The organism is Arenibacter latericius DSM 15913 (assembly GCF_000424985.1).
GTDB lineage: Bacteria > Bacteroidota > Bacteroidia > Flavobacteriales > Flavobacteriaceae > Arenibacter > Arenibacter latericius.
On the sequence record NZ_AUKX01000002.1, the window covers coordinates 200,351 to 206,350 of the forward strand.

The window sequence follows — 6,000 nt, forward strand, 5'->3', positions numbered from 1 at the left end:
CCTGGTTTAGATGCCTATTTAGAGTGATTTTATTTAGTAGGGGTAGATCTAATTTGTTCTATTAGTTGTGAAATTGGTTATTAGCGGTTTTTGAAGAGGGTGTTAGTTACAACCGCAATCTCCATTGCCACAACCTTTAGAATTCCCTTTCTTACCTACAAATAGGGATTTTGGCAAAAGGAATTTCTTAACGAGATAGCCTACCGCTATGGCAACTGTGATATAGACCAATATGTCTTGAAGAATACTCATGGTAATTAGTTTAAATTATGATGAAGGTCTATTGTCTAATTTCCCAACGCCTTAACATCACTGCTACTAGTTCTTTTTAAATAGAGCTCTTTGCTATTATTTTATCAAAAACAATACCATTTTCGAGTTAAAAAATGGAGTTCTTTATTTTAAAATTTGATAGGCTATTAATGCTACAATATAAGCAAAAAGGCTCATGAATACCAATTGTGCTGCCGGCCACTTCCAAGTGTTAGTCTCTCTTTTTACAATTGCTAACGTACTCATGCACTGCATTGCAAATGCGTAAAACAGTAAGAGTGAAATTCCGGATGCCAAATTAAATAAGGGCTTCTTAGTGACCGGATCTATTTCTGCGGCCATCCTATTTTTAATGGTATCCTCCTCATCACTGCCCACGCTATAAATGGTGGCCAAAGTGCCTACAAATACCTCACGCGCTGCAAAGGAGGTTAGTACGGCTATACCAATTTTCCAATCGTAACCCAACGGATGTACAATAGGGGCAATTGCTTTCCCGGCAATACCCATATAAGAGTTTTCTAGCTTATAGCTTGCTATTTCCTGGTTTACCGCCTTTTGGCGTAATATTATTTCTTTGGCCTTTAGTGAATCGGCGATGGCTTCTTTATCGAAAATAGCACCGTTCCTAGCAATACTATCGTGCAGGGTTTCTTTATAGGAGTTTAGGCTACTCCTAATAGCTTCCACATTAAAGTTTGTAAACCCTTCCTTCTCTATTTTTTGTTTAACAATGGTCTCCGCATTGTAGAAATCATCAGAATACCCATTAGACCCTAAAAACCAGAGGATAATGGAAATGGCCAAGATAATTTTACCCGCTCCTATTACAAAGCTTTTTGTTTTTTCTAAGACCGTGTAAGCTACATTTTTAAGAAGGGGAAGCTTATAGTTAGGCATCTCCATTACAAAAAATGTCTTGGTCTTTATTTTCATGATTTTATTTAGAATCATGGCCGAAAATATGGCGGCACCAAAGCCAATTAAATAGAGGAGCATTAGGGTAAGCGCTTTATAGCTGAAGCCTAAGAAATTCCCATCTGGTATTACCAAAGCGATAATTATCAGATAAACCGGTAAACGTGCAGAACAGGTGGTGAAAGGAGTTACCAAGATGGTAATTAATCGTTCTTTCCAATTTTCAATGGTTCTAGTAGCCATAATGGCGGGGATAGCACAGGCGGTACCAGAAATTAACGGTACCACACTTTTACCACTAAGACCAAAGGGACGCATTAATCGGTCCATTAAAAATACAACTCTACTCATATAGCCAGATTCTTCTAACAGTGAGATAAAGAGGAATAAGAAGGCGATTTGTGGTATAAAAATAACCACGCCACCAATACCTGCAAGAATACCTTCAGCAATTAAATCGGTAAATCCCCCTGGAGGGAGGGTGTTTTTAATCCATTCGCTACCAGAGGCAAATAGCTCATCTATAAAATCCATTGGGTAGCTACTCCAATCATAGATAGCTTGGAAAATAGTAAGAAGGATGACGAAAAATATCAGGTATCCAAAAACCTTGTGAGTTAGTATTTTGTCTAGCGTGGCTCTTAATCCCTTGGCAGCATTTAAATCTACTTTATAGGCTTGCTTTAAGATGCCATTAATAAACTGGTACCTTAAAATGGTTTCCTTTTGCTGTAGGCGCTTAAGTTCAGATTTAGATTTTGTTTTAAAAGAAGCCGGGATTTCAATCGGATTTTTCTCTATGGGCATAAAGTTGACATCCTGAGTGATTACCAACCATAATTTATATAGATCTTCATTGGGGAAAGTGCTCTTCAGCTTATCAAAATATTCTGGAGCAATAACGGTGGTGTTTATGTTTGGCTCAACAGAGAGGTTTTTATAATCAGCTATCAACTCTTTCACCCTGTCTATGCCGGTACCTTTTCTAGTACTTACTAAAGCTATCTTGGTGTTTAGTTTTTCCTCTAATAAGTCAATATCTAGTGATATCCCTTTTCTGACCATTCTATCGGCCATATTAATCACTAGAATTGCCGGAATTTTTAAATCCTTGATTTGAGTAAATAGGAGTAAATTCCGTTTTAAATTCTCTACATCGCTAATAACTACGGCAACATCGGGAAAATCTTTGTCATTTTTGTTCAGCAGCAGCTCTACTACAACACTCTCATCCAAAGAAGTGGTGTTAAGGCTATAGGTTCCAGGTAGGTCTAAAATATGTGCTTTTACGCCTCTTGGGAGCTTACAGATACCTTCTTTTTTTTCTACCGTAATACCAGGATAATTCCCTACCTTTTGTTTTAATCCTGTAAGTTGATTAAAAACAGAGGTTTTACCAGTATTGGGGTTGCCTATTAGGGCTACCTTTATCTGTTTGCTCATAGGGGAGAGTCTTCAATAATTTCTAATTCTATTAGGCTGGCGACGGAACGTCTTATGGCGATATGCGTGCCATTACAATTTATATAGATAGGGTCTTTTAAAGGAGCTACTTGTATTAACTCTATCTCATTGCCTGGTAAGCATCCCATTTCCATGAGTTTAACAGGGAGAACACCATCTGCAAATTCTTTGATGATTCCCTTTTGCCCGCGCTTTAATTGTGCTACTGTGGTAGTCAATTTTTATTTAGATTGAATTTAAGTAAGCACAAAAGTAGAATAAAAAAATTAAAAGTTTAGTGGGTCTACCAAGAAATACGCATAGGAATGATGTTTTGTATTCTACTTCCTATAAATACTGCAATAATGTTTAGGTCCGTATGGGTTAATAGGACAAGGCTGAATCTATGAGGATGAAAACTGTCTAATACTTTAGATTATTCTTCTTCGGCATAGCTTGCTTTTAAGATTTCTAGGTCGCTCATTAACTTTTCCATATCCTCTGAGTTTGTACCATCATAGAAACCTCTTATCCGCTTGGACTTATCTACTAATATAAAATTTTCGGTATGGATCATATCAAAAGGACCCCCGTCTCCATCAGTTTTTACTGCCAAATACGATTTTCTTGCTAGTTCGTAGATTTGTTTTTTATCACCGGTAACCAAATTCCATTTATGGTCTAACACCCCTTGTTCTTCTGCATATTTTTTTAGTTGGGGAACAGAATCAATGTCAGGCGTAACCGAGTGTGAAAGTAACATAACCTCATCATCATCCTTAATTTTACTTTGAATATCGGCCATATTCTTGGTCATAATCGGACATATGGTAGGGCAGGTAGTAAAGAAAAAATCGGCCACATAAATTTTGTCTTCATAATTCTTCTGAGTTACCAATTCTCCATTTTGATTGGTGAGGGCAAAATCGGCAATAGTGTGATATTTTTTTATATGTTGCATGGTGCTATCTACTAACTCAAAATTTACCATAGCGGGTTGGTAAATGGGAAGTAATTCTTTCGGCTTCACCGCATCCATGAATAAGTAGATAATAATGGAGGAAATTATAAAAAGGGCAATGCCTGTATATTTTAGTTTGCTAAAAAATTTGCGCATCTTTTTTCAGCAAAGGTACTTCAGTTAGGTCTATTTTTCAAGGTATCTAGGGTAGTTTCATGCCAAATGTTTCTTAAAACAGATAGGCCAACAATAGTTTCTTTTTTTAAGAACCGTTAAAAATGTACTTTTGTTCGTTTTTAAAGATTAAACCTTAGTTAATGACAACAGCAATTCAAATAATACAGTTTTTATTAATCATCTCAATTTTGGTGATACTTCACGAACTGGGTCACTTTTTACCGGCCAAATATTTTAAAACCAAAGTAGAAAAGTTCTACTTGTTTTTTGATGTAAAATTTTCCCTGTTTAAGAAAAAAATAGGAGAAACCGAATATGGGATAGGGTGGTTGCCCCTGGGTGGTTATGTAAAGATTGCCGGGATGATAGATGAGAGCATGGACAAGGAGCAATTAAAGCAAGAGCCGCAACCATGGGAGTTTAGAAGTAAGCCGGCATGGCAGCGTTTAATAATAATGACAGGAGGTGTAATTGTAAACTTCCTATTGGCTTGGGTAATTTATACGATGTTGTTATTTAACAATGGAGATACCTATATTCCGTCCGATAATTTAAAGTATGGCATTCTTGTAGATTCTATAGGGGAGCAATTAGGTCTACGTACCGGGGATCAGATATTAAAGGTAGACGATAAGCAAACCAAAAAATTTAACGAAGCTCGTTTAGATCTTATCTTAGGGGATGAAGTGACCGTAAGGCGTGATGGAAAGGAAATTACCGTACCCTTGTCCGATAAGGGAAAGGAAACGCTGTTTGCTACCCAGGGTATGAATTTTATTGGCTATAGGTCTAAAGCTATCATTGCTAAAGTACAGCCAGGTTCTGTTGCTGAGGCAGCAGGGTTGTTACCAGGGGACAAGATTGTAGGCGTAAATGGAGAGGAGACCCAGTTTTTTGATGAATTGACCGCAAAAATTAAATCTAGCGTTAGTGAAAAGTTAGATATTACTGTTTTAAGGGATGGGAGAACCGAGCATTTGGATCTTGTAGTTCCGGAAGAAGGGGTCATTGGAATTTTATTGGACGTTACAGATCTTAGTGTTACTGATGAGTATAGTTTCCTAGAGGCTATCCCCGCAGGTTATACAAGAACTATACAGGTGCTTACGGATCAGATTAGACAGTTTAAGGTAATTTTTAATACCGAAACAGGAGCTTACAAACAAGTAAAGGGTCCTATCGGGATTGTAGAAATGATGCCTGCAGTTTGGGACTGGACTTTCTTCTGGAGTTTTATGGCGATGTTCTCTGTGTGGTTAGCATTTTTAAATATTTTACCGATTCCAGCGTTGGATGGAGGACACGTAATGTTTTTGTTGTATGAGATGATTTCTGGAAGAAAACCTAGTGAAAAAGTGCTAGAAACAGGTCAAATAATTGGTTTTGTGTTGCTTATGGGGCTAATGTTATTGGTGTTTGGTAATGATATTTGGAATATTATAAAGCGCTTCATCTAGAGGGTGAAATATTTTCTAAAAAAAAATGCAGAAAATTTTCATTTTTGTTTGGTGTATTTGAAAAATCATCTATATTTGCACCCGCTAAGGCAATAGAATAACACTCCTCCTTAGCTCAGTTGGTTAGAGCATCTGACTGTTAATCAGAGGGTCCTTGGTTCGAGCCCAAGAGGGGGAGCTTCTAAATCAGGCAGTTACATGAAAATGTAGCTGCCTTTTTTGTTTAGTTGCGTGCTTTTTGCGTGCTTTTTTGAGATTGTGACCTAATGTTGAGTTTGTGGAAAATTTGTCGTCAATCCATATAGGTAGATACATATCTTGTCGAGGTGTTGTAGATCAACTACATTTTTGAGATTTACTCCCCTTTAAGTATTTACAACAAGTAAATCGAAAAATAAACTAGGTATCACGTTCTCCAGATAAGGCTATTTGTTTGTAAACCTAATTATGTTCAATGCTTCAAACATATTTATTTTTGAGAAGCGTCCATATAATCCTGCCAGATTACCAAAATATATTTATCTTTTCCATTATGCCTTTTTTTTAAGAAACCGTATTCATAAACAAAGAGATAAACATCTCCCTTTTGGTTTTTCCAGTAATGGGTGAAAAATGTTGGATCAAATCCTTCTTCCATCAGTACTGTTTTTCTAATGGTGGTGTATCCAGACCTATTGTATTTCTTTAACAGTTTTCGATTTATTTTAAGGTGCCTGTCTACCTTAAAATAAAATGTCTCATTTTTTTTGACGCTGTTCATATTGATTAATA

6 protein-coding genes and 1 tRNA gene are annotated in these 6,000 nt (G+C 36.7%); 2 read left to right on the forward strand and 5 right to left on the reverse strand.

Features of this window, described 5'->3' with window-relative positions; translation table 11 throughout:
- Positions 1-102: 102 nt before the first annotated feature.
- The 4 genes from H344_RS21830 to H344_RS0101745 all read right to left on the reverse strand — a co-directional run bounded on the left by H344_RS21830 (position 103) and on the right by H344_RS0101745 (position 3,751).
- Positions 103-252: a hypothetical protein gene (locus H344_RS21830; protein WP_169514942.1), complete on the reverse strand. Its 150-nt coding sequence runs from the start codon at positions 250-252 to the stop codon at positions 103-105.
- A gap of 144 nt (positions 253-396) precedes the next feature.
- On the reverse strand, positions 397-2,634 hold the full coding sequence (gene feoB / locus H344_RS0101735) for a ferrous iron transport protein B (RefSeq protein ID WP_026808706.1): 2,238 nt from the start codon (positions 2,632-2,634) through the stop codon (positions 397-399).
- Positions 2,631-2,873, reverse strand: a complete 243-nt coding sequence (locus H344_RS0101740; RefSeq protein WP_026808707.1) for a FeoA family protein — start codon at positions 2,871-2,873, stop codon at positions 2,631-2,633. Before H344_RS0101740 ends, feoB begins: the two co-directional genes overlap by 4 nt.
- Before the next feature lie 197 nt (positions 2,874-3,070).
- Positions 3,071-3,751 carry an SCO family protein gene (locus H344_RS0101745; RefSeq protein WP_026808708.1) on the reverse strand — a complete coding sequence of 227 codons (681 nt, stop codon included), beginning with the start codon at positions 3,749-3,751 and terminating at the stop codon, positions 3,071-3,073.
- Between the two features lie 161 nt (positions 3,752-3,912).
- On the opposite strand from H344_RS0101745, the gene rseP reads away from it, so the two are divergent.
- Together rseP and H344_RS0101755 are read left to right on the forward strand one after the other, a co-directional pair.
- Positions 3,913-5,229, forward strand: a complete 1,317-nt coding sequence (gene rseP, locus H344_RS0101750) for an RIP metalloprotease RseP (RefSeq protein ID WP_026808709.1) — start codon at positions 3,913-3,915, stop codon at positions 5,227-5,229.
- Between the two features lie 104 nt (positions 5,230-5,333).
- Positions 5,334-5,407 (forward strand) — tRNA-Asn (locus H344_RS0101755).
- Positions 5,408-5,698: 291 nt separating this feature from the next.
- On the opposite strand, the gene H344_RS19560 is transcribed toward H344_RS0101755, so the two are convergent.
- A partial coding sequence (locus H344_RS19560) for a hypothetical protein (RefSeq protein ID WP_240484928.1) occupies positions 5,699-6,000 on the reverse strand: 302 nt, incomplete at its 5' end.